This window comes from Pantoea sp. JV6 (genome assembly GCF_025910055.1).
GTDB classification, from domain to species: Bacteria; Pseudomonadota; Gammaproteobacteria; order Enterobacterales; family Enterobacteriaceae; genus Pantoea; species Pantoea agglomerans.
Map to the genome: position 1 here is coordinate 120,187 of NZ_JAPCIM010000005.1, position 22,115 is coordinate 142,301.

The window sequence follows — 22,115 nt, forward strand, 5'->3', positions numbered from 1 at the left end:
TGTTTTCGCAAAGGCACGTTAGCTTTAATAAAACGTTCGCATCGAGCCGACAGGCCACTGACCTGAGGAGAAGTTCATGTCACTGCAGCAGGAAATTATTGAAGCCCTGGGTGTGAAGCCCACTATCGACGCCGACCAGGAAGTGCGCGTCAGCATCGATTTTCTTAAAGCCTACCTGAAACGCCACAGCGGCCTGAAAACGCTGGTGCTGGGGATCAGCGGCGGTCAGGATTCAACCCTGGCGGGCGCGCTGGCACAGCGGGCGATCACCGAACTGCGTCAGGAGAGCGGTGATAACGACTACACCTTTATTGCCGTGCGTCTGCCTTATGGTGTGCAGGCGGATGAGCAGGATTGTCAGGACGCGCTGGCCTTTATCAAACCCGACCGTTCGCTGGTGGTAAACATCAAAGAGTCGGTGCTGGCCAGTGAGCGCGCGCTGAAAGAGGCGGGTATTACGCTTTCCGATTTTGTCCGCGGCAATGAAAAAGCCCGTGAGCGGATGAAAGCGCAATACAGCATCGCCGGCATGACCAAAGGCGTAGTGGTCGGCACCGATCACGCGGCTGAAGCCGTGACCGGTTTCTTCACCAAGTATGGCGATGGCGGCACGGACATCAATCCCCTGTTCCGCCTGAACAAGCGTCAGGGCAAGCAGTTGCTGAAACACCTTGGCTGCCCGGAGCATCTCTATCTGAAGAAACCGACTGCCGATCTGGAAGATGATCGTCCAGGCCTGCAGGATGAAGTGGCGCTGGGCGTCACCTATGAGATGATTGATGACTACCTGGAAGGCAAAAGCATCAATCCTGACAGCGCCCGCATCATCGAAGGCTGGTATCAGAAAACCGAGCACAAACGTCGTCCGCCGATCACGGTATTCGACGACTTCTGGAAGTAATCCTGCCCCTCCCTTGCCGCGGCAAGGGAGGCTTCTCTCACTGACCTTGTTGATCGCTGCATGCCTGCCACCGTTTCGCGCGCGACCCTCATCGGGCTTGTCGCCATTCTGCTCTGGAGTACGACCGTTGGCCTGCTGCGCAGCGTCAGTGAAGCCTTTGGCGCCACCGGTGGCGCGGCGCTGATCTACACCACTACGGCGTGTCTCCTTTGCCTGAGCCGGGGCCTGCCCAGACCTGGCGCAATGCCCGCCATCTACCTGTGGCTGGGGGGCGTACTCTTTGTCGGCTATGAAATCTGTCTGGCGCTGGCCATCGGGCTGGCCAGCGATCGCAGCCAGTCGCTGGAACTGGGGATGATTAACTATCTCTGGCCCTGTCTGACCATCGTGCTGGCGATCCCGTTTAATCAGCAGCGTTTCCGTGTCTGGCTGTGGCCAGGACTGCTGCTGTCGCTGCTGGGGATCGTCTGGGTAATGAAAGGCAGCGGCAACGGATCGCCGGCGCTGTTGTGGCAGAATATGCTGCGCAACCCGGTCGCCTATGCACTGGCCTTTATCGCCGCCCTGACCTGGGCGCTCTACAATAATCTCACCCGCCGCTTTGCCCGTGGTTCCAATGGCGTCACGCTGTTTTTTATCCTGACCGCCCTGGCGCTGTGGCTGAAATATGCCTTCAGCGATCACACTGCACCGATGACCTTTACGCTGGTGCCGCTGCTGGAGGTGCTGTTTGTCGGGCTGTCCACCGCCATCGCCTATTCCGTCTGGAATCACGGAATTCAGCAGGGCAATCTGACGCTGCTGGCCACCGCCTCCTATTTTACGCCGGTGCTGTCGGCCCTGCTGGGATCGCTGTGGCTGGGCCTGACGCCGCCGCTGGCCTTCTGGCAGGGCGTGGCGATGATCACGCTCGGCTCGCTAATCTGCTGGCGGGCAACACGGTCTCTGTAACCAGACGGCTGGCGATCATTTCACCTGCCTGTTATGCTGTATGGACAACCAGTAAATGGAGTCCATCTTGGTCAGACGTTCTGCCATACTTCGCCCCGAACCCGACGCGAATGCAATTTATCAATATCCCGAACACCTGCGTGAATGGCTGGAAGGCCTGCCAAATCATCCTGGCGTCTATACCTTTCATGGCGAAAGTGAGTCGCTGCCGCTCTATATCGGTAAAAGTGTGAATCTGCGTTCGCGGGTGATGTCCCATTTCCGCACCCCGGATGAGGCGAAAATGCTGCGCCAGTCGCGGCGTGTAAGCTGGATCCCTACCGCGGGCGACCTCGGCGCGCTGCTGCTGGAAGCGCAGATGATCAAAACCCAGCAGCCGCTGTTCAATAAGCGACTGCGCAAAAACCGGCAGCTCTGTTCATTGCAGATTACCGACGGCAAACCGAATGTGGTCTATGCAAAAGACCTCGATTTCAGCCAGTCCCCCAACCTGTTTGGGCTCTATCGCAGTCGCTTCGCCGCGCTGGAACGGCTCAAGCAGCTCGCGGATGAGTATCAGCTCTGTCATGGCCTGCTGGGTCTGGAAGCGCTGAGTGCGGGGCGAGGCTGCTTCCGCTCGGCACTGCGCCGTTGCGCCGGGGCCTGCTGTGGAAAAGAGCCGGTCAGCGATCATCAGGATCGACTGCTGGAGGCGCTGGAAAACGTGCGGGTGTTCTGCTGGCCATGGCAGGGTGCCGTGGGGCTGGTGGAGGAAGGCAAAGAGATGACGCAGATCCACGTTATCGACCACTGGTTCTATCTCGGTTCGGTCAGCAGCATGGATGAGGCCAGAAAACTGCAGCGGCCCAAAGGCGGTTTTGATCATGACGGCTACAAAATCCTCTGCCGCCCGATTCTGTCAGGTGCCTACCCTATTCTGCCGCTATAAAAAAACCGCCGACGCTGCCCACTCACCTTCAGTGGACAGCGCCGGCGGTCTCAGACCGTTCGCTTAACGAGTGTTATTCAGCCGGTTCTGCTGGCGGTGCCATTTTGCCCTCCTGCGGGCCTTTCTCAGTCAGACGCTTTTCAAAGTTAGCGTTGTACTGTTTTTTCTGCTCCGGCGTCAGCACGTTATAGAGCTTGTTCTGGGTTTCCAGCATCTTCAGCGCATGCTCTTTGGCATTGGCGGACATCTTCTCTGCCTGTGCTTCTGCTTTGCTCTGGTCGAAGCTGTCAGAGGCAATAATGCTGTGGGCCGCACGACGCTCGTCCAGTGACGGGCGTTTCATATCTTTGTGGCTCTCTTTCATGATGTCGCGCATCTGAGTTTTCTGCGCGTCGGTCAGGTTCAGACCTTTAAACATCATCTCCATGCCGTGGCGCATTGGCGGCTTGTGCATCGCTTTTTCGCTGCCTGCTGGCGGTGGAGTCAGGTTGTCAGCGGCTGCATGGACGGCGCTGGCTGCACCAAACGCCAGCGAAGAAGCCAGTAAAAGGGAAGTCAGTTTGCGCATAATAGTGTCCTTATAATTCATGATAATGACGACAGCACTCTGTCGCGTCTTCGGAAACAAGCATACGACGCTGAACGTCAACTACTCAGAGCCTGAGTAAAGCCGTGAAAGCATAAAAGATAAAAATCGGGCAATCATGAAGAGAATAAGAAGAAAGGCGTGAGGAATTGAAAATGTTTATGAATTTAAAGCGAATTTGGCAGAAATCATGGAGGAGTGTAAGGGTTACGACAGGAAAGCGGAAGCCGATCTTCCACTTTTCCTGTCGGTTTTTTAGCGCCGAGGGTCTGCGCTGTTAACAACCGCTATCAGACCGGCAGCGCCTGAGTCTGTTCGCTCTCTTCAATCAGCATCAGTCCGGCACGCAGCCCGGCGGCCACGTTAGGGTTAGGGAATAGCACATACTCCCGCGCCTGCTGCACGTAATAGCGGGTGCTACCATCTTCCGCCAGCAACGTCCCCTGTGGAAACGCGGTAAAGTTCAGCGTTTCCGGCGACATATGCAGCGTAAAGTGCTCACTCAGTCGGGTGATCTGCTGCGCGACCCGATAGTGACGCGGTCTGACCGCCGCCGCAGGCAGCGCTTCGCCATAGAGTAAAGACGCCAGCGCCTGCTGTGCCGCACTGAACTGACTGAGATCGTTTTCGCCAAACGGCAGCGCTTTGCCCAGCTCCAGGGTACAGCTGGCCGCACCGAAGTGCTCGCAGCTGAAGTGGGTAAAGGTGCCGCCCGGCGAGCGATGGAACACCAGCGCTTCCAGCCCGGCAGCGGCCAGCCAGTCAAGAAACGCGGGCGGCCAGGGGCGTTCATTATGCGGCATTACGCCGAACTGAGGATGATAAGAGCCACGAATAGCCGTGTGCATGTCGAGATGCCAGCGCGTTTCATCGCACTCGCCCAGCTGCCAGAAGGTCTCCAGCGCCTGCTCCAGCCGCAGCACGCGGCGGGCCTCATCACCATCATCAATCTGCTGCCAGCGTCCGCCAAACAGCCGGTTAATGTCATAACGCACATAGCGCTTACCGGTGCGTAGCGCTGAGGGATTACCCAGAATCACCAGCATGCGCTGCTGTAAGGGCTTTTCGCCCCGCAGCAGCGGATTAACCAGTTGGTTCACCATTTCTACCGGGGCCGTTTCATTGCCGTGGATCCCGGCAGAGAGCACCAGCGCCTGTTTAACCGGCACCGTCGGCTCCATCAACAGTATGCCGTGATACAACCATTGCCAGCGAAGATGCGCCGTTTCACCACTACGCTTACGCGGCACCTCGCCGGAGAGCGTTTGCTGTAAAAAGTCCTGCATCGTTCCTCCTTTTCGCCCTGAGCAGGCGGCAGCCTGTGCTGCCCCCTCCTTCACTGCTGAAATGCATATACATTTCCTAAGTCTAGCAGCTTCGTCAGTTCATCCAGCGCGTCGCGTCCCTCACGCAGCAATTGTGGGTCGACCAGATCGGCCTGGGTCAGGCAATCGCGGTAATGACGGTCAACCCAGTTATTCAGCGTGCTGAAGAGCCGATCGTTCATCAGCACCGCCGGATTCACTGCCTGCTGCTCCTGTAGTGTCAGCACCACCCGCAAACGCAGGCAGGCTGGACCACCCCCGTTATACATGCTTTCGCGCAGATCAAACACCTTCAGGGCTTTGAGTGGCGTGTCAGCCTCAACCTGTTCACACAGGTAGCGCCAGACACCCGGATGCTGACGTGACTCCTCCGGCAGCACCAGCATCATGGTGCCGTCGGGACGGCTCAGCAACTGACTGTTAAACAGATAGGTCTCCACCGCATCTTTCACTGACACCCGATTTTCCGGCACTTCCAGTGCCACAAAACCGGGAACGCGCGACCGAAGCTGCGCCAGCAGTTCAGGCTGATTAACAAAGGCGTGCTGGTGACAGAAGAGCATCTGCTGGTTACTTACCGCAATCACATCGTTATGAAACACGCCCTGATCGATCACCGCAGGATTCTGCTGCGCATACAGCACGCTTTCCGGTGAGAGCTGATGCAGACGGGCGACCGCCTCGCTGGCTTCCCGGGTCTGACGTGCCGGATAGCGCTGCGGGGCTTTGCCCTCATGGCTGCTGTCGCGGCCATAGACAAACAGCTGCACGCCGCGCTCACCATAGGCGCCGCCCAGTCGGTTATGGTTCGCCGCCCCTTCATCGCCAAACATCGCCACCTGCGGCAAAGCATCATGCACCGCAAAATGGCGATCGTCGCGGAAGATGGAACGCAGCAGCCAGGCCGTTTCCGGCGCTTCTATCGCACGGTGGAATTTGTTGTTAAGGTTCGCCACCGTCAGGTGAACCCGGCCATCAAGGCTGTCCGCTGACGGCGAGACCGTGGCAGCATTGGCGACCCACATCGCCGAGGCTGAACTGACGGCGGAGAGTAATCCCGGCGCAGTTTTGCCGGCCGCAGCCAGCACCTGCTCATCGCTGCCACCAAAGCCGAGCTGGCGCAGCGCCGCAATATTGGGCCGCTCATGCGGCGGGATCACCCCCTGAACGTAGCCCATATCGGCCAGCGCTTTCATCTTGAGCAACCCCTGCTTTGCCGCCAGACGGGGATTCGACGGCTGCAGCTGATTGCGGGTCGAGGCTTCGTTGCCAAACGACAGCCCGGCGTAGTGGTGTGTTAACCCCACCAGCCCATCAAAGTTGGCCTCGGTTGCCTTCATGACGTCGTCTCCTGGGTGGAGAAATCGAGGCCCGGCGACAGCGTGGCGGGCAGCGTCAGGTCAGGCGTCTCCAGTGAGGCCATCGGCCAGGCGCAGTAGTCCGCCGCATACCAGGCGCTGGCGCGATGGTTGCCCGAGGCACCAATGCCGCCAAACGGTGCGGTACTGGCTGCGCCGGTCAGCGGTTTGTTCCAGTTGACGATACCAGCACGCGCTTCAAGCAGCAGCTGATCAAACTGCTGACGTGACGGTGAGATCAATCCACACGACAGGCCATAACGGGTCTGGTTCGCCAGCGCTATCGCCTCTTCAAATGTCTCATAGCGGACTATGCCTAACAGCGGACCAAAGACCTCTTCATCCGGAATGCCCTGCACGCCGGTTAAATCGATAATACCTGGCGTCAGGATGGCACTGTGGCGATCCGGCCAGCGCATTTCCAGCAGCACCTCGCCGCCCGCCTCAACCCGCCGTTGCCACTCACCCATAATCTTCTCTGCTGCGCCGGTGGAGATCACGCTGCCCATAAACGGCTGCGGTTCAGCATTCCAGGCGGCGGGTTGCAGTCGCCCCGCCACCTCCACCAGTCGCCGCAGAAACGCATCCCCTGCATCGCCGCGTCTGACCAGCAGACGCCGCGCGCAGGTGCAGCGCTGACCGGCGGTAATAAAGGCTGACTGCAACGTGATGTTGACAGCCGCATCAGTGTCCGCCGGATCTTCAACAATCAGGGCATTGTTACCGCCCATCTCCAGCGCCAGCATCTTTTCAGGCTGACCGGCAAACTGGCGATGCAGCTGATAGCCGGTATGGGCGCTGCCGGTAAACAGCAGGCCATCAATCTGCTGACAGTTGGCCAGCGCCTGACCAGTCTCACGTCCGCCCTGTAACAGTGCCAGCACGCCGGCAGGCAGGCCCGCAGCCAGCCAGAGCTCAACGGTTTTTTCGGCGGTCAGCGGCGTCAGTTCGCTGGGTTTAAATACCACACAGTTGCCCGCCAGCAGCGCTGGAACGATATGGCCGTTTGGCAGATGTCCCGGGAAGTTATAGGGACCAAACACCGCCAGTACCCCATGCGGGCGGTGGCGCAGCGAGCTTTCGCCTTCATGCTGTTCACCAGTGCGGCTATGGTAGGCCTTCACCGAAAAGCCGATTTTGTTGATCATCGCGCCCACTTCGGTCAGCGCTTCCCAGCGCGGCTTGCCGGTTTCACGGGCGATGGTTTCCGCCAGCGCCGTTTTATGCGCCTCAAGCCCGGCGGCAAATTTCTCGACGATCGCCTGCCGTTCCGCCAGCGGGCGTCTGGCCCAGGCTGGAAATGCGTCGCGCGCCGCCTCACAGGCTGCGGTGACCTGAGCGGCTGATGCCGCGTGACCCTGCCATAACGTCTCGCCGCTGACCGGATCCGCTTTCGTCAGAATCTCAGCGTCACCGTCCAGCCATTGTCCATTTATCAGATGTGTCATGCTGTTTTCTCCTCTTTGCAGAGCGTCACCACGCGCAGGCTGTCGCCCGGCTGGCAATGGAGCGCCCGCATCTGTTCATCCGTGAGTTGCACGCTGTCGCTGTCAGCCTTTGCCGGAATCAGCGCCACACGGAACTGGCGATAATCGCTATTGGCAACCAGACAGAGCGGTGCATCAGCCGGGTTTTCGCCCCGTTCTGCGCTGCGCAGACGGCTTTTACGCACGGCGCGGATATGATCGATATCGCACTCCAGCGTCGGGCCGCCATCAAAAATGTCGACATAATTGAGGTAGCGGAAGCCCTCCGCTTCCAGTACAGCCCGCGCAGGCGCGGTTTGCGGATGGACCTGTCCAATCACCGCCTGCGCTTCCGGTGTCAGGTAGTCGATGTAGAGCGGATGTTTCGGCATCAGTTCAGCGATAAACGATTTCTGTCCGGTGCCACTAAGGAAGTCCGCTTTGCTGAATTCCATAGAGAAGAAGCGGCTGCCGACGCTCTCCCAGAACGGCGAATGGCCCTGCTCATCGCTGACGCCACGCATCTCGGCCACCACCCGGTTGGTGAAACGTTCACGGAAACTGGCCATAAACAGGAAGCGTGACTTCGACAGCAGATAGCCGTTTTTGCCATCACGGTAATCGGGATCGAGAAACAGCGTGCAGAGCTCACTGCTGCCGGTATGGTCATTACTCAGCGACAGAGTGGGCAGCGCGGCATAAACATTCAACTCTTTTGAGGCGTGCACCTGGGTACCGACGCGAAAGTTGTACCAGGGATCCTGCAGACCCACCGCCACCTCAATGGCGCAGATACCGACGGCGCGGTTATCTTCGCTGTCGGCCAGCACAAAGACATAGCCCTGTTCGGCACGTGGCAGAGAATCCTCCCAGGTCTGCAGCGATCGATCGATACGCGCCTGAAGCGTCGCGCTATCAACCGGTAACGAGGTCAGCCCGCCACCGGTTTTGCCCGCCAGCGCCATCAGCTGGCTTAAGTCATCGCGTTCAACCGGACGGATTACCATCATGATGTTGACCCTCGCACCAGGCTTTCACACACTTCGGCAAAGCGGGCCATGCCCAGCTTCACTTCCTGCTCACTGATATTCAGCGCCGGGGCAAAACGCACCACATTGGCACCCGCAATCAGCACCATGACGCCCATTTCCGCGGCGGCAAGGTTGATCGCTTTGGCTTTACCGGCAAAATCGTCGCTGAGCACCGCGCCAATCAGCAGGCCAAGACCACGCACTTCTTTAAACAGATGCAGACGCTGGTTGATCTCATCCAGTGCCGCAACAATCCACTGGTGACGTTCTGTTACACCCGCCATCAGTTCAGGCTGGTTGATCAGCTCCATGACTTTACCTGCCACTGCGCCCGCCAGCGGATTGCCGCCATAGGTGGTGCCGTGGGTGCCAACGCCCATCACCAGCGCCAGATCTTCGCGCGTCAGCATCGCACCAATCGGGAAGCCGCCGCCCAGCGCTTTGGCGCTGGTGAGCACATCCGGCGTGACGCCATAATGCATGTAGGCATAAAGCGAACCGGTACGGCCAACGCCACTCTGCACTTCATCAAAAATCAGCAAAGCCTGATGCTTATCACAGAGCTCACGCAATCCACGCAGAAACGCCGGATCGGCAGGCAGCACGCCACCTTCACCCTGAATCGGTTCAACAATGACTGCGCAGGTATGGTCATTAATCAGTTCAGCCGCCGCCGCCAGATCGTTAAACGGGGCATGCTGGATCTCTGGCGGCAGCGGCGCAAAATCTTTTGAGTAAGCGGGCTGACCACCGGCTGTTACCGTAAACAGGGTGCGGCCATGAAATGCATTCTTAAACGCCACGATGCCACTTTTATGCGGACCAACACGATCATGTGCCACCTTGCGCGCCAGTTTCAGCGCCGCTTCGTTCGCCTCCGCCCCGGAGTTACAGAAGAACACCCGGTCAGCGAAGGTGGCATCGATCAACTGCTTCGCCAGCCGCAGGATCGGTTCGTTGGTGTAGCCATTACCGGTATGCCATAAACGTGCGGCCTGTTCCTGCAGCGCCTGTTGTAATGCCGGATGCGCATGCCCTAACGCATTGACGGCGATGCCACCGGCGAAGTCGATATAATCTTTGCCGTTTTGATCCCAGACGGTGGAGCCTTCCGCGCGAACCGGTATAAAAGTCGCAGGCGCATAAACCGGCATCATCCATTGATCGAAATCGTGACGTGAAACGTGCAGTGCCATAACCCACTCTCCTGCTTTACTTTACCGGCCGGGTAAAGCTTATGTTTTAAAATTGTTAAAAGATGTTGTAGTGCAGCCCTACTGTAGAGTGCAGTTAACGTGCCAGCCAGAGAATTAATGCATAAAATGGTCTTCACGACGTAATATCAATGAGTTACATGCTGACAATATTCACTTAATTTGCATATATAGTGAATAGTTGTCTGATTGCAGCGCCAGAACCGGGTTTTAAACAGCAGAATTATGCATTCACGGGATGAAATATCGCTTTTGTGATCGCTGATAAATTATCTCTCCAGAAAAGCCCCTCCACTGCCCTGTTTTAGCGCAGTTTGCCTCGCGCTGGTGCAGCCATTACGCGGGGAACTCGCCCGGAAATGTCAGAACACCCTAGTTTTATTTAACAAAAGTTTTTCATTTCCCCCTGCAGACACATTAATCTGCGTATCTTTTTCAGGCTATTTTATAAACAGGCTGATCAATATTTAATCAGCAACTCTGACTATTATTCCGGAGGTGATTATCGGGCCAGAAAGAATATTCCAGAAAGATGAACAAATATTAATACGCAGACTAATGGTTAGGATAAAAGCCTTATAAGGCTATTCTTAGCGGATAATCACCCATAATTAAATCAGGGGTTATATTGATTTAAAAATGTACAAAAAAAGCCCATTTAAGACCACTACACACAAATACAATCCATTGATAAATATATATAAAATCAGATAACTCATGATTACTTATTAGAAGAAAATCTTATTACTTTACAATTTAATCTTCTGTTCCTGGCTGTTATTCATCAGCTGAATATAGACATCACATTTTGTTACTTTTATTGCACTTTGTAGTTTTACCTTTTTGTGTCATTTTCTTTTCACCCCATACCAGGGGAATAATAATTAATGAATACAGGGTAATAATTAAATGATGAAGCGCACTTTACTGGCGGCTGTCATGCCGTTACTGATCGGTCTCTCCTCCGCGCAGGCCGCAGAAGTTTATAACAAGGATGGCAATAAGCTGGATCTGGTCGGCAAGATTAACGTGTCACACCTCTTTTCTGACGATAACAACAACGATGGTGATACCTCCTCTTATGCCCGCTTTGGCTTTAAAGGCGAGACAAAGATTACTGACCAGCTTACCGGCTACGGTTTCTGGCAGTATCAGTACAGTCTGCATAACTCCGAGGGCAGTGACGCCCAGGCCACCAACCGTACCCGTCTGGGCTATGCTGGCCTGAAGTTTGGCGAGGCGGGTTCGCTGGATTACGGACGTAACTACGGCCTGGTCTATGACGTGCTGAGTTATACCGATATGCTGCCGTTCTTCGGCGGCGACTCCGGTTATACCGACGCCTTTCTCTCTGGCCGCTCAACCGGTGTGCTGACCTGGCGTAACAGCAATTTCTTTGGTCTGGTCGACGGCTTAAACCTTGCCGCGCAGTATCAGGGCAAAAACGATCGCAGCAGTAACATTGACGGCGTGCGTCGTTCCAACGGCGACGGCTTCGCCCTCTCCGCTTCCTATGACTTCGATTTCGGCCTGAGTTTTGCCGGCGCGTTTGCCAGCCTGGATCGCACCACGGCGCAGAACGCTGCCGCACGCGGAGAAGGCGAAAAAGCCCAGCACTGGGCGACCTCGGTGAAATATGATGCGAACCAGGTCTATCTGGCTGCCATGTACGGTGAAACGCTGAACGCCACGCCAATTACTGGCGGTTTCGCTAACAAAGCGCAGAACTTTGAAGCCGTGGCGCAGTATCAGTTCCTGAACGGCTTCCGTCCGTCCGTGGGTTACGTCTCATCCAAAGGCAAGGAAATTGAGAATATCGGCGATGCCGACATCATTAAATACACCGCCGTGGGTGCCACTTACTACTTCAACAAGAACATGTCGGTCTATGGTGAATACCGCATCAACCTGTTGAAAGATAACAATCCGCTTCGCCTGGCGACCGACGACATCACAGCCCTGGGTCTGATTTACCAGTTCTGATGTGACAGCGGGCCCGGCTCTGACCGCCGGGCCCGTTTTTTGTTTTAAACACGACCACAGAGAGTGTTACGCGCTTTCAGCCCAGCGACCTGACTAAGCTAACGGCCATCGCCTCTTCCTGCATCAATTCCTCCACGTTAGCGGACGCCAGCAACGTGGTGGCCTGCCCGGCAGGAACCGGACGGCTGAAGAGATATCCCTGACCATAATCACAGCCGCGCTTTCTCAGCCACCTCAGCGTGGCAACATCCTCAATGCCCTCAGCAGTAATGATCACATTAAGCCCCTGACAGAGTGCCAGCAGCGTTTCCACCACTTTTCGCTGCTCAGATCCGGTCACGATTCCGGCGATAAACGTCTGGTCAATTTTGATTTTGGTAATACCCAGCCCCAGCAAAACCGACAGGTTGGAGTAGCCGGTGCCAAAATCATCCAGCACCACTCCGATACCGGCCTCTTTCAGCAGACGGATCGCCTGGCGGGCATCGTCAGAAATGGCCATGACATTCTGTTCGGTGATTTCAAGTTCCAGCATTACCGGCCCGGCATGCTGCATAATGCTGGACAAACAGCTGGTCAGCGACGGTCTCAGCAACTGCTCCGGGGTAATGTTCAGCGACAGGCAGAGCCCGGCTGGCCATGCCCGGGTTGCACTGACAGCATCCTGCAGCAGCGCCACGGTCATGCTGTCCATCAACCCCAGCCGCTCCACCACTGGCAGAAACTCTGCAGGTGAAACCGTCTGACCGGACGCAGTGATCCAGCGCGCCAGTATCTCAAAGCCGGTAATGTTACCAGTGCGCAGTGAAACCAGCGGCTGCAGAAAGGGAACGATGGCATGTCCGCTAACGGCGGCAACAACCTCCTGCTCCAGCCTTTCCCGCTGGCGAAAGCGCAGCTCCATGTCCGGGGAGAATCGTGCCAGACAGGCGCACTTATCCTGCTTCGCCTCGTACAGCGCCAGATCCGCCGCCCGCACGACATCGGCCTGACCCGTGCAGGCTGAGCTGGCGATGCCTGCTGAAAGGCTCAGGAAGGTGTGCGGACCGGTCCGGATGGATACCGCATGCTGGCAGAAGCTTTCGGCGGCGGCCAGCGCCTGATCTGCCTGTGAAGCCTGGGCAACAATGGCAAATTCATCCCCACCGATGCGAAACACCTGACTCCCGGTATCCGCCGAAGCGATCAGCAGATTGGCCAGCGCGACCAGCGTGGCGTCGCCCTGACGATGACCGTTCAGGTCATTGATATTCTTAAAGTCATTGATGTCGAGCAGCGTCAGGGTGTAGGGCGTCCCGTCGGCATCAAGCGCAGCAATGTGTGCAGTGAACGATCGGCGGTTCATGACTCCCGTCAGCGCATCAGTTCCGGCCAGCCTGAGCGCATTTTTTTCCGCACGCAGCGTGTTGTGGATCAGACCCGCGATAAGCAGCGCCGGAATAATCATTGCCAGTCCGGCAAACGAGGTGGAGGTCAGGATAAACCGCAGCCGCTCGCTGGTTTCAAAATCGGGATCATAGCTCAGGCCCAGCAGGCTGGAGATCCACGCCTCGAGCCCGAATTCCCACAGCGTGGAGAGTAAAATGATGGTCGCAATATTCAGCATTGCGAGCCAGAAAAGTTTCAGGCGCATGCGTTAGTTCCCGGTGATGGAAAGTGTCAGAGTTTTGTTTTAATTTTCAGTAAAAAACCGGGGCGTACTTCTCATACAATGTCTGCTAAGCTGCCGACAATTATCACCCCTCCGCTATTTTTACTCATCGCATTCGCACGTTCTCACCCGCCTTACGGCAGTGAGGCAGACGTTCTGCGAAGCCCGATGCGTGTCGGTTACGTCATCAATGTCGAATAGTGTTCTATCGGCAGCAGCAGCCAGATTAACAGGCCCGTCCGGTTAAATTTGTGCATTCCGGTGTTTTTAACGGGTTATGACGCTGGCGTATCGCGCGGCTACAAAGCGCGAAAAGGCGCACATTCGTCAGGCGATAAAAAGCGATTTATCAGGATATTGGCCGGAATTTCGTTATCACTCCCGTTACGATTTTTGTGGCATAACGGGGTGGGTATACGTGCAGTTTTTAATTTCGTTAAATTAAATAGCGAACAATTTAGTTAAACGTAACTCTCCAGAAGTTCTCTCGCCTGCCGATACCGGTTTACCCAATGAACTCTTTCGGAACGAGAGATGAAAATTTCAACGCGCCTTAGCGCAGGTTTTGGCTTGCTTATTCTGCTGTTTATTATCTGTACCGGCACCGCGATTCACGCGCTGGATAGCGCTCGCGATGGTATGGACGAGGTGGTTAATGTCCGTTTGAAAAAGTACCAGACGGTGCTGGATATGCGCGGTGGCGTGCGGGATATGGCAATCGCGGTGCGTAACCTTGCTCTGCTGACCGATCCCGTTGCCATGAAGCCAGAATGGGAACGTCTGCAAAAACAGCGCGCGCTTTATATCAGCAACCGCGAAGCACTCTCAGGCATGATGCAGACCGACCCCGGACAGGCAGGACGGGAGGCGATGAGCAGAATCGAGTCCACTGAAGAGGCCGCTCTCTCCACGCTGATGACCGCCGGGAAACTGGGGATGGAAAATCGTCAGCAGGAGGTCACCGACTATCTGTTAAAGGTGGCGCGTCCGGCTCAGCAGAGCCTGCTGAAGGCGATAAACGATCTGACCGAGCTTGAGATGCGCAGCAGCCGGGATGCGGTAGTGGATAACGGCATCGCTATCGCCCGCACCACCTGGATACTGATCATCCTGGCGGTGCTCTCCGTGCTGGCTGCCGTCGTCACCTGCGCGTTTATTGTGCGGATACTGATGCGCCAGCTGGGCGGCGAACCGGTGCAGGCTCAGACGCTGGCTGCTGCGATTGCCGCCGGTGATCTCACCTCGCCGGTCACGCTGCGCCGTGGCGACAGCACCAGCCTGCTTGCGTCGCTCAGCGGCATGCAGACCAACCTGCGCGAACTGGTTACGCAGATCAAAGGGGCATCCGCCTCGGTGGCGCTGGCGGCCGATGAGATTTCGCAGGGCAATACCGAGCTTTCATCCCGTACCGAGCAGCAGGCTGCTGCGCTGCAGGAAACGGCCGCCAGCATGGAGCAGCTCACCGCCACGGTAAAAAGCAACGCCGCGGGCGCGCAGCAGACTGCCGGTTCAGCGCGCGAGGCCGCCACCCTGGCCCAGGCGGGCGAAGCAGATGTCCAGCGCCTGTCAGAAACCATGCATGACATTTCGCTGAGTGCCGTTCGGGTACGCGATATTACGTCGGTGATTGAAGGCATCGCTTTCCAGACCAATATTCTGGCGCTCAACGCCGCCGTAGAAGCCGCGCGCGCTGGTGAAGAGGGCCGCGGATTTGCCGTGGTTGCGGGTGAAGTCCGCTCACTGGCCCAGCGCAGCGCCACCGCAGCACGCGACATTAAGCAGCTGATTGAGCAGGCCGTGACGCAGGTCGAGGATGGCGTGACCGTAGCGGCCGGAACGGGTGAGCGCATCCTGAAGATTGTCAGCCGCGTCGGTGAACTGGCCGATGCTATGGACAACCTCTCCCTCTCCTCCGGTGAACAGATGCAGGGCATCTCCCAGGTCAGTATTGCGGTGAGTCAGATGGATGGCGTCACGCAGAATAACGCCGCGCTGGTGGAAGAGTCCTCTTCTGCATCGCAGTCACTGCTGGCCCAGGCGCGCGACCTGCGCGGCATGGTAGAGACCTTCACCGTATAAGCCGTATCGGCGGGCGGCTTCAGCCTGGGTTAAATGCTGAAATTGTCCTGCCGATCTTAGCTGCGTTGCACCCGGCGCACGTTGTGCGCAAGGGTTGCGACCGGTTATGTTGACTTCAATTTAATTTGACTCAATACTGTGCCGACTTTCAATCGGCGGCGCAGCTAAAGGCTTTTTCTCCCGCTGCGATAGCGCTTAAAAGTCTGGTGTCTTACACCAGAAAGAGATGCTGCCGAAATCAACATCTCCCCGAGATACTATTCGCGAGATTTCACGGCTGACCAACAGCCTGGGGTCTGGCTGTCCCACCCCGGACTCAGAATGAGTAAAGATATGAATGACGAACCCGCGGGGATCTCCGATACGCCTCCCGCCAGTGCAGCGCCTGAAACCATCGACCAGTTTCTCTGCTTTGCGCTCTATTCCGCCTCACTTGCCATGACAAAGCTCTATCAGTCGCGGTTAAAACCGCTGGGTCTGACCTATCCGCAATATCTGGTGCTGCTGGTGCTGTGGGAGAAAGATCGCCTGACCGTCTCTGATATTGGTGCACGCGTCCGGCTTGATTCCGGCACGCTCAGCCAGCTTCTGAAGCGGCTTGAAAGCGCGGGCATTATCTGCCGCCAGCGTGACACGGGAAATGATGAGCGCCGGGTGCTGATCTCCCTGACAGAACAGGGCCACCAGCTTAAAGTCGCGGCGGCTGGCGTCCCGGCTGATATGATCTCGGTGATGGATACCGCCTGTAGTGAACTCGGTGAGCTGACAACCCAGGTGGCAACGCTGCGTGAAAAGCTGCTTAAGGCCCTGCCATGATGCTGGCTTATAAAAAACCTGTGACCAGGCTGATAAAGCTGAATCGCCTGAGTGTTACCTCTTCAGGTGCTATTCAACAGAACGGTTGCGCTGGAGTTTCAATTGAGTACCGATAAACCGGCAGATATGGCTGACGTCCATGCCGTTGTAGGGCAGGCCGTGTCGAGCCTGCTGAAGTCAGGCAAGACGGCAGGCTTACAGGACATAATTGCATTCCTGCAGCATCAGCAGGCACGGTCGGTAAACGGTCAGCGAGAAGTCTACGCCAGAGCGGTGCGTATTGTGATGAGCATGGTTAACTGATAACCGGGCCGCTGTGCTAAACAGCGGCGCTGCCCGCGCCTTCTTAATATAAATACCCTGCCCGCTGCGCAGCGTCGTTCCTGCTTTCACCCAGTGGTTCCCGCTCTCATTTCAGGATCAATAGTGATGTCACTCTGCCGCGCCTTCGTCATCCCGACAACTTATCTCTGCCAGTAACCGCTGTCGGGCCTGCAGACGTTAACAACGCCGTCTGCACACCACCGCCGCTATTAACTCCCCCCTATCCTTTCTGTGCAGTAAAGCATTCCTGCTAAAGTGTGGTGCCACCGGGTGCCATCAAATCATAACGATCGTTCTGCGGGGCCTCGTCCACGGTCATCGGTGGCTGAATTTTCAGGGTGATCCAGTTAGAGGTCACACGCTGCTGCTTGCTATCCTCCAGCGTTACCGACAGGCGATATTCGTTGCTGGCGTCTGGCGACGGATCCCATTGCGGTAAGATCACACTCCAGCCCTGCGGATCGGCGTTATTGGCCGGAGGTGTCAGGCTCAGCGCCTGCGTATCGCCCTGCCAGCTTACCGCCTTGATAGCATTGCTGGCGCGCACCTGCAGCTTCAGCGGCAGACTCTCGCCACTGCTTAACTGCCAGGGCGGGGTTGCCAGAAACACGGACAGCGTTTTGCGCTGACGGAAAGCGAGCACCGGCGTATCGCTGCGGGTGACGGTATCGTAACGGCTGCCGCGCAGGGAGTGCGCCTCAGCGACGTTTCCGGCATCGAGCTGACGTCGCAGCGCCACGCCAAAGCGATAGTTGAGTTTCAGCCCCAGCTGATCCTGACTCTCACCGGCGCTGCTGGTTTTATGGGTAGCGGACAGCGTCACCAGCGGCACGGGAGTGTAAGAGAGGCCAAACGACATGGCGGAGGGATTGTGATAGCGGTTGCCGCTGTTAAACAGATCGACATTCTCACCCAGATATTGCTGATAGCTCACCGAAACGCCCAGCTGACGATAAAAGGGCAGATAGCTCTGGCTGGTAATATCGTAGCCGCGCGCCATGCGCTGCTGCTGCGAATCGCCCAGATTTTTCCAGCCGGAAAGCGGCTGATAGTAGTTGGCCGAGAAGCGCATTGAATCGCTCCACGCTTCCGTGCCCACAGAGGCGCGTTGCAGGCCGCTGCTGAACACGCGGTCAACAAAGCCGTTGTAACCCAGCAGCCAGTCACCGGCATCCCAGCGTTGCCCCAGTCCTGCATTGCCAACCAGGCCATCGCCGGTATCGTGCAGACCAAGCTGGCTGAAGGTGAGCCGGCTGTTTTCGTCGGCCAGTGCGCTGAAGAGATCGCCGCCGGTGCCGGTAAAGTTTCCGTTCATGTCGACTTTCAGATCCAGCTGCGCGGTGCCGTAAGGGGAAAGCAGTGACTGCCCTTCGCTCTCAACCCGATCGGCCACTTCATCGCGCAGATGATTGAACGCCCAGACGCCCGCCTGCTGACCAAACGTGACATTGCTGTCGCTGTTGTTACTCGCTTCACCGATACTTTTGGCCACGGCCGCCAGCTTTTTGCTCCACTCTTCATCCTGATCGCTGGCACCGCCGAGCGTCGGCAGCGACTGACTGTAGCGCGCAGGATTGTCGAATGGCGTCTCTGACACCGCTGTTTCAGTCTGGAAGGCGCGGGCGCTCTGCGTGGCAGTCAGCGACAGCGCAATCAAAGAGAGAACCCCTGTTTTCCGTATCATGTCACCCGGCACATTGATTAGTTCGTAGCTGCAATTAAACAAAAATCATCAGCTATTACCTTAACATATTGTGACGGCGATGCAGGACAGCAGCGGCGAATTGTGCATATAACAGAAAAGTCCGGGTCAGAAAAAGGCCTGCGTTTACAGCAGGCCTGCGATCTCTCACCGCATCAGGAGAAGATCAACCCGCCATCCACATTGATGGTCTGCCCGGTGATGTATCGCGCATCCTCTGATGCCAGAAAGGCCACCAGTCCGGCGACATCTTCCGGCTGACCGGCACGCTTCAGCGGAATGTTTTTCACCCACTCCGCCATCAGCTCCCCTTTACCGTAGGTTTTCTCCTCGCTGCTGAGGATCTCGCCCCAGACGCGATCGTTGTAATCCCACATCTCACTCTCAATGATGCCAGGGCAAAAAGCGTTGACCGTAATGTTCCACGGCGCCAGCTCCAGCGCCAGACTCTGGGTAATGCCTATCACCCCCATTTTGCTGGCGGCGTAGTGCGGCGTGTAAATAAAGCCCTGTCGTCCCTGCCCCGATGAGGTGTTGATCAGGCTGCCACTGCGCTGCTGCACCATATATTTCGCCGCTTCACGGCAGCAAAGCCAGACGCCGGTGGTGTTAACCGCCAGAATCCGCTCAAAGTCGCTTTTCGGCATGGTGTCGAAGCGGTCGATGGTGATCACGCCCGCATTCTGTATCGAGACGTCGATCTGACCAAAGCGTTCAAAGGCCTGCTGATAGAGCTGCTGCACCGCAGCTTCATCCGTGATATCGACCTGCAGCGCCAGAATCTCACTGCCATACTGCTGCTGAAGCTGGTCGGCTGTAGCGAACACCCGGTCAGCATTCGACACCATCACCAGCCTGGCCCCGTCGCGGGCGAAACGCGCCGCGATCCCGGCCCCGATGCCACGACAGGCACCGGTTATCACCACTGTTTTTCCACGTTGTTCGCGGCTCATAATCGCTCCTGTTAACTGTGACGAACATCAGTAAGGGGGGCTGCCTGCTGCTTTTTTTCATGGCGACGCAGCAGCACCACTTTGCTTTGCAGACGTTGCTGGAACTGGTCGATGACTACCGCAGTCACAATCACCAGACCTTTAATTACCATCTGCCAGAAATCGCTGACGCCCATCATCACCATGCCATCCGCCAGGAAGACGATAACGAAAGCGCCAATAATCGAGCCGGAAACCCGACCACGTCCACCTGCCAGCGCCGTGCCGCCCAGCACGGTGGCACCAATAGCATCCATCTCAAACATGTTGCCGGTCATCGGGTGCGCGGTCTGCAACTGAGAGGCCACCACCAGCCCGACGAGTCCCGCGCAGAGGCCGGAAAAGGCGTAGACAAAGACTTTCACCTTGATAATCGGCACGCCCGCCAGTCGCGCGGCGGACTCATTGCCGCCAATGGCGTAGATGTAACGACCCAGCGGGGTTTTGCGCGTCAGGTAGAGGCCGAGCAGTAAAAAGCCGAGCATCAGCCAGATTGGCAGATAAACGCCCAGTACGGTGCCGGAGCCGAGCAGCGAAAAGCCGGTGTTGCCCAGCACGGGCACTCCCACCAGGTTGGCGTAGGTGCCGCCGTCGTTGAACAGCAACGCCGCACCGCGCGCCACATACATCATGCCCAGGGTGCAGATAAAGGGTGCGACGCCCAGTCGGGTGATCACCGTGCCGTTAATCAGTCCTACCAGCACGCCAAAGATGGCCACCACCAGAATCACTTCAGGCACGTTGAGAAACAGCGTATTGCCGCCCCACAACGGGATGCCATTGGTGAGCAGTGCGCCCGCCACCATGCCGCAGATTCCGGCGACCGCACCCACCGAGAGATCGATACCGCCGGTCAGGATCACCAGCGTCATACCAATGGCCAACAGGCCGGTAATCGCCACGTGCTGCGTCATGATCAGCAGGTTAGAGGGGGTGAGAAAGTTCGGCACCATCACGCTGAAAAAGCCGACCACAATCAGCAACGCAATAAAGGTGCGGGCCTTGAGCAGGTACATATAGAGCAGATATTTTTGGTTCATGAAATTCTCCGGCCAGCTTAGAGCCTGGCCCGCCAGGCGTAATGGTTTCAGGCAGTCTGGACACGGACAGCGCGGAACAACCGGCACGTACACGCAGTACGTCAGGATTACTCGCTGTGCTCGCCCCTTCAGGGCCGCCCTGACGGGCGTTCAGGTTGCTAAAGCAGCCTGTGTGACCACTGCCCAGGTTCAGACGGACAAATAAAATAGCCTGATGGGTCAGGCTCTTAATCCTGCGGGGTTGATGCCGCAATCAGATGTTCTCGCGTCGCCGCTGCGCGCGGCAGATCGGCAGTAATCCGGCCATCGGCCATCACTAAAATGCGGTCCGCCAGCGCCATCACCTCATCCAGTTCAGACGAGGAGAACATCACTGCCAGCCCCTGCTGTGCCAGACTGCCAATCAGGTGATAGACGTCGGTTTTGGCACCCACGTCGATACCGCGCGTTGGCTCATCCAGCAGCACCACCTGTGGCCCGGTCATCAGCGCTTTACCCAGCACCACTTTCTGCTGATTACCGCCGCTCAGCGCCGTAACCGGCAGGTCGGGATCGCTGACTTTAATCGCCAGATGGCCGATCATCTCACTGACCCGCTGCTGCTCCCTGGCAGGATTCAACAGCCCCAGCGCACGTCGAAAACCGCGCAGGCTGAAGTCAGAGAGAGTCATGTTGGCGGTGACCGACATCAGTTCAATCACCCCTTCGCCTTTGCGATCTTCGGGCACCAGCGCTATGCCACTTTTCAGCCGCTGCTGGAAGCTGCGCTTCGCCAGATCCCTGCCCGCTAAACGTACCCGGCCCGACTGACAGGGCATCAGGCCAATCAGCCCCTTGAACAGCTCGGTGCGTCCGGCACCCAGCAGACCATAAATGCCGATCACCTCGCCTTTGCGCAGCGTAAAACTGACGTCATTAAGCTTGTAACCGCCGTTCTGATGCAGCGCAGTCAGGCCCTCTACCTCCAGCACCGTTTCCCCCTGTGGCGCAGGCTGATAGTCGAACTGCTTTTTCTTGTCACCCACCATCTGGGCGATAATCCACGGCACGCTGGCGTCCCGTACCTCGCGCTCACTGATAAAACGGCCATCGCGGAAAATGGTGATGTGATCGCCAATCTCCATCAGCTCTTCCAGCCGGTGAGAGATGTAGATAATGGTGACACCGCGCCGCTTAAGCTGATCGATGACGTTAAACAGCACTTTCACTTCAGACTGGCTCAGGGCGCTGGTCGGTTCATCCATGATAAGTACCCGGGTATCCTTCGACAGCGCCCGGGCGATCTCCACCAGCTGCTGATGACCAATACCCAACTCACCCAGCGGCGCGTAAGGATCGACATCCAGCTGCAGCCGCTCCAGCAGCGACTTTGCCAGCGCGTACTGATACTTTTCATTGATCACCCCGCGCTGGAAATACTCATTGGCGATAAAGATGTTGTCCATCACGTTCATGTTGGGAAACAGATTCAGCTCCTGAAAAATGATGCTGATCCCCTGCTTCTCCGCCTGATGCGTGGAGTTCAGCGACACCACCTTGCCATCCAGCAGAATCTCGCCCGAGGACGGCGTCTCTACACCCGCCAGCATCTTCATCATGGTGGACTTACCGGCACCGTTCTCACCGATCAGCACGTTAACTTTATTGCGGTAGACCCGATAACTGACCTGATCGAGCGCGGTCACGCCGGGATAAAGACGCGACACGTTGCGCGTTTCGATAATCACGTCGCCGGACTGTTGCGGTTGAGGATTTTGCATCTGCCGCT

Annotated in this window: 18 protein-coding genes; 7 read left to right on the forward strand and 11 right to left on the reverse strand. The window is 57.0% G+C overall.

The genetic code is table 11. From position 1 onward, the window contains the following. The first annotated feature begins 76 nt into the window (after positions 1–76). The 3 genes from nadE (at position 77) to cho (ending at position 2,780) form a co-directional block, all read left to right on the forward strand. Entirely contained in the window at positions 77–901 is an 825-nt protein-coding gene (gene nadE, locus OK412_RS09635; protein WP_010670018.1) for an ammonia-dependent NAD(+) synthetase, read from the forward strand. Between the two features lie 60 nt (positions 902–961). Beyond that, positions 962–1,852 carry an aromatic amino acid DMT transporter YddG gene (gene yddG, locus OK412_RS09640; protein ID WP_264353112.1) on the forward strand — a complete coding sequence of 297 codons (891 nt, stop codon included), beginning with the start codon at positions 962–964 and terminating at the stop codon, positions 1,850–1,852. A 67-nt stretch (positions 1,853–1,919) separates the two neighbouring features. Then, the gene (gene cho / locus OK412_RS09645) at positions 1,920–2,780 is read left to right on the forward strand and encodes an excinuclease Cho (RefSeq protein WP_010245728.1); all 861 of its coding nucleotides are present in this window, start codon (positions 1,920–1,922) and stop codon (positions 2,778–2,780) included. Between the two features lie 73 nt (positions 2,781–2,853). On the opposite strand, the gene spy is transcribed toward cho, so the two are convergent. From spy to OK412_RS09675, 6 genes are all read right to left on the reverse strand, one after another. Continuing rightward, positions 2,854–3,348 carry an ATP-independent periplasmic protein-refolding chaperone Spy gene (gene spy, locus OK412_RS09650; protein ID WP_264353113.1) on the reverse strand — a complete coding sequence of 165 codons (495 nt, stop codon included), beginning with the start codon at positions 3,346–3,348 and terminating at the stop codon, positions 2,854–2,856. A 308-nt stretch (positions 3,349–3,656) separates the two neighbouring features. After that, complete coding sequence (gene astE, locus OK412_RS09655) at positions 3,657–4,652, reverse strand: succinylglutamate desuccinylase (RefSeq protein WP_033771611.1); 996 nt, start codon at positions 4,650–4,652, stop codon at positions 3,657–3,659. 50 nt (positions 4,653–4,702) lie between these two features. Next, positions 4,703–6,031: an N-succinylarginine dihydrolase gene (gene astB, locus OK412_RS09660; RefSeq protein ID WP_264353114.1), complete on the reverse strand. Its 1,329-nt coding sequence runs from the start codon at positions 6,029–6,031 to the stop codon at positions 4,703–4,705. After that, positions 6,028–7,497, reverse strand: coding sequence for a succinylglutamate-semialdehyde dehydrogenase (gene astD, locus OK412_RS09665; RefSeq protein ID WP_264353115.1), 1,470 nt, complete (start codon positions 7,495–7,497; stop codon positions 6,028–6,030). Before astD ends, astB begins: the two co-directional genes overlap by 4 nt. Beyond that, positions 7,494–8,525 carry an arginine N-succinyltransferase gene (gene astA, locus OK412_RS09670; protein WP_010245743.1) on the reverse strand — a complete coding sequence of 344 codons (1,032 nt, stop codon included), beginning with the start codon at positions 8,523–8,525 and terminating at the stop codon, positions 7,494–7,496. Before astA ends, astD begins: the two co-directional genes overlap by 4 nt. Next, entirely contained in the window at positions 8,522–9,742 is a 1,221-nt protein-coding gene (locus tag OK412_RS09675) for an aspartate aminotransferase family protein (RefSeq protein WP_010245746.1), read from the reverse strand. The genes astA and OK412_RS09675 overlap by 4 nt, the downstream gene beginning before the upstream one ends. 927 nt (positions 9,743–10,669) lie before the next feature. Between OK412_RS09675 and OK412_RS09680 the strand changes: the two genes are divergently transcribed. Beyond that, complete coding sequence (locus OK412_RS09680) at positions 10,670–11,743, forward strand: porin (RefSeq protein WP_022625766.1); 1,074 nt, start codon at positions 10,670–10,672, stop codon at positions 11,741–11,743. A 76-nt stretch (positions 11,744–11,819) separates the two neighbouring features. Here the strand turns inward: OK412_RS09680 and OK412_RS09685 are convergent, their stop codons facing one another. Further along, positions 11,820–13,376: a putative bifunctional diguanylate cyclase/phosphodiesterase gene (locus OK412_RS09685; RefSeq protein ID WP_052271691.1), complete on the reverse strand. Its 1,557-nt coding sequence runs from the start codon at positions 13,374–13,376 to the stop codon at positions 11,820–11,822. A 552-nt stretch (positions 13,377–13,928) separates the two neighbouring features. Between OK412_RS09685 and OK412_RS09690 the strand changes: the two genes are divergently transcribed. The 3 genes from OK412_RS09690 to OK412_RS09700 all read left to right on the forward strand — a co-directional run bounded on the left by OK412_RS09690 (position 13,929) and on the right by OK412_RS09700 (position 16,592). Continuing rightward, complete coding sequence (locus OK412_RS09690) at positions 13,929–15,473, forward strand: methyl-accepting chemotaxis protein (protein WP_010245756.1); 1,545 nt, start codon at positions 13,929–13,931, stop codon at positions 15,471–15,473. Between the two features lie 321 nt (positions 15,474–15,794). Beyond that, positions 15,795–16,289, forward strand: coding sequence for a MarR family winged helix-turn-helix transcriptional regulator (locus OK412_RS09695; RefSeq protein ID WP_010245760.1), 495 nt, complete (start codon positions 15,795–15,797; stop codon positions 16,287–16,289). A gap of 102 nt (positions 16,290–16,391) precedes the next feature. Further along, on the forward strand, positions 16,392–16,592 hold the full coding sequence (locus tag OK412_RS09700; RefSeq protein ID WP_194709459.1) for a hypothetical protein: 201 nt from the start codon (positions 16,392–16,394) through the stop codon (positions 16,590–16,592). Between the two features lie 271 nt (positions 16,593–16,863). On the opposite strand, the gene OK412_RS09705 is transcribed toward OK412_RS09700, so the two are convergent. From OK412_RS09705 to OK412_RS09720, 4 genes are all read right to left on the reverse strand, one after another. Next, positions 16,864–18,297, reverse strand: coding sequence for a YchO/YchP family invasin (locus OK412_RS09705; protein WP_171820329.1), 1,434 nt, complete (start codon positions 18,295–18,297; stop codon positions 16,864–16,866). A 173-nt stretch (positions 18,298–18,470) separates the two neighbouring features. Then, on the reverse strand, positions 18,471–19,268 hold the full coding sequence (locus tag OK412_RS09710) for an SDR family oxidoreductase (RefSeq protein ID WP_010245769.1): 798 nt from the start codon (positions 19,266–19,268) through the stop codon (positions 18,471–18,473). A gap of 11 nt (positions 19,269–19,279) precedes the next feature. Then, positions 19,280–20,347 carry an ABC transporter permease gene (locus OK412_RS09715; RefSeq protein WP_264353116.1) on the reverse strand — a complete coding sequence of 356 codons (1,068 nt, stop codon included), beginning with the start codon at positions 20,345–20,347 and terminating at the stop codon, positions 19,280–19,282. 227 nt (positions 20,348–20,574) lie between these two features. Continuing rightward, positions 20,575–22,107, reverse strand: coding sequence for a sugar ABC transporter ATP-binding protein (locus tag OK412_RS09720; protein WP_033757441.1), 1,533 nt, complete (start codon positions 22,105–22,107; stop codon positions 20,575–20,577). Positions 22,108–22,115: the final 8 nt, after the last annotated feature.